Below are 2,274 nucleotides of genomic sequence, written 5' to 3'. Positions count from 1 at the left end.
CGCGCACGGGAGTGAGGTGCGCGGGGAGGCCTGGGGGCCGGGCGGGGATTGGCTGTTGGAGCGGTTGCCGGAGATGCTCGGGGCCGCCGACGACCCGGACGCGTTCGTGCCCCGGCATCGGCTTGTCGCCGTCGCTCGACACCGGCGGCCGGGGTTGCGGCTCACGCGGACCGGGCTGGTGCTGGAGTCGTTGATTCCGTCGGTGCTGGAGCAGAAGGTGACGACCGACGAGGCGTATCGGGCCTGGCGGTCGCTGGTACGGAAGTACGGGGTGCCGGCGCCAGGGCCTGTGGGCGGACGGATGTGGGTGATGCCGGCGCCGCGCGCGTGGGCGTTGATCCCGTCCTGGGAGTGGCACCGGGCCGGGGTCGACGACAAGCGCGCGTCGACGATTCTGCGTGTCGTACGGGTCGCCGCGCGGCTGGAGCAGGCGGTGTCGATGTCGCCGGAGGATGCGCGGGCTCGGTTGGAGGTCGTGCCGGGGGTGGGGGTGTGGACGTCCGCGGAGACCGTGCAGCGGAGTCATGGGGCGGCGGACGCGGTGACCGTGGGGGATCTGCATCTGCCCGGGATCGTGGGCTTCGCGCTCGCCGGGGACCGGGATGCGGACGACTCGGTGATGTTGTCACTGCTGGAGCCGTATGCGGGGCAGCGGCACCGGGCGGCTCGGCTGATTCTGCTGAGCGGACGGACTCCTGCGCGGAGGGCGCCGAAGATGCCTCGCGGGGACATCGGGAAGTTGTGACGCCGCGCCCGGCACGGCACCCCTACCCGGGACCCTGCCCGAACCGGTCGGCACACTCAGCCCGATCCGGCGCTTGAGGACAAGCCCGTTCAAGCCGACGGAGATCCGAGGACACAGCCCCTCGCACGGCGCTCCTCCCCCAGGACCTCACAAGTACCGGTCGGCACACCCAGCCCGTCCGGCGCTTGAGGACGAGGCCGTTCAGGCCGAAGCGGGGGTCCGGGGGCGCAACCCCTGGACAGCACCCCCACCATCGGAACCCTGCAACAACCGGTCAGCATCCCCAGCCCGTCCGGCGCTTGAGGACAAGGCCCCTTCAGGGCCGACACGGGGGTCCGGGGGCGCAGCCCCTGGGCGGCGCCCCCTGCCCAGCCGCACTGATTACTGGTCGGAAGAGAACCGCACCGCCCCCGCCGGAATCCGCGCATCGCACCACACCCGCATGCCGTCGCGGAGTTCGTTGTCGGCGCCGATGACCGCGCCGTCCCCGATGACCGTGCCGGTGAGGACGGAGCGTTCGCCGACTCGGGCCCGGGTGCCGATGAGGGAGTCGGTGATGACGGCGCCCGGTTCGATGACCGCGCCGGGGAGGATCGTCGAGCCGAAGACCCGCGCGCCCTCCGCGACGAACGCGCCCTCGCCCACCACCGTGCCGCCCGTCAGTTTGGCGTCGGGGGCGACCCGGGCCGTGGGGAGGACCAGGCGGTCCCCGCAGCGGCCGGGGATCGCGGGGGACGGGGCCCGGCCCAGGACGAGGTCCGCCGAGCCGCGGACGAAGGCGGCCGGGGTGCCGAGGTCCAGCCAGTACGTCGAGTCCACCAGGCCCTGGAGGTGGGCGCCGGCGGCCAGCAGTCCGGGAAAGGTCTCCCGTTCCACCGAGACCGGGCGGCCCGCCGGGATCGTGTCGATGACCGAGCGGCGGAAGACGTACGCGCCCGCGTTGATCTGGTCGGTGACGATCTCCTCGGGGGTCTGGGGCTTCTCCAGGAAGGCCAGGACGCGGCCCGTCCCGTCCGTGGGGACCAGGCCGTAGGCGCGCGGGTCCGTGACCTTCGTGAGGTGGAGGGAGACGTCCGCGCCCGTGGTCTCGTGGGTGTGGACCAGGGCCCTGATGTCCAGGCCGGTCAGGATGTCGCCGTTGAAGATCAGGACCGGGTCGTCGGGGCCGGAGTGCAGGCGTGCGGCCACGTTGCGGATCGCGCCGCCCGTGCCGAGGGGCTCGTCCTCCGTGACGTACTCGATGTGGAGGCCGAGGGACGAACCGTCACCGAAGTGCGGTTCGAACACCTCCGCCAGATAGGAAGTGGCCAGGACGATGTGGTCCACGCCCGCCGCTCTCGCCCGCGCCAGTTGATGCGTGAGGAACGGCACCCCCGCCGCCCTGACCATCGGCTTCGGGGTGTGCACCGTGAGCGGGCGCAACCGGGTGCCCTTGCCGCCGACCAGGAGGATCGCTTCTGTCACCTGTCGTCTCTGCTTCCTGCCGGGACCGGCCGAGGTGTCGATCGGCCGGTCCCGGCAGGAAGCAG

At 72.5% G+C, this 2,274-nt stretch carries 2 protein-coding genes; one reads left to right on the top strand and one right to left on the bottom strand.

Annotated features, from left to right (window positions below):
* The coding region (locus JHN63_RS50905) for a DNA-3-methyladenine glycosylase (RefSeq protein WP_200691914.1) at positions 1-745 on the top strand (745 nt) is incomplete at its 5' end.
* A gap of 381 nt (positions 746-1,126) precedes the next feature.
* Here JHN63_RS50905 and JHN63_RS50900 read toward each other — a convergent pair.
* Complete coding sequence (locus tag JHN63_RS50900) at positions 1,127-2,209, bottom strand: NDP-sugar synthase (RefSeq protein ID WP_200691913.1); 1,083 nt, start codon at positions 2,207-2,209, stop codon at positions 1,127-1,129.
* Positions 2,210-2,274 lie beyond the last annotated feature (65 nt).

It is taken from the genome of Streptomyces sp. MBT65, assembly GCF_016612545.1.
Classification (GTDB): Bacteria; Actinomycetota; Actinomycetes; order Streptomycetales; family Streptomycetaceae; genus Streptomyces.
Note: the sequence above shows the minus strand (reverse complement) of the source record. Positions and strands in the feature narration are given on the sequence as shown.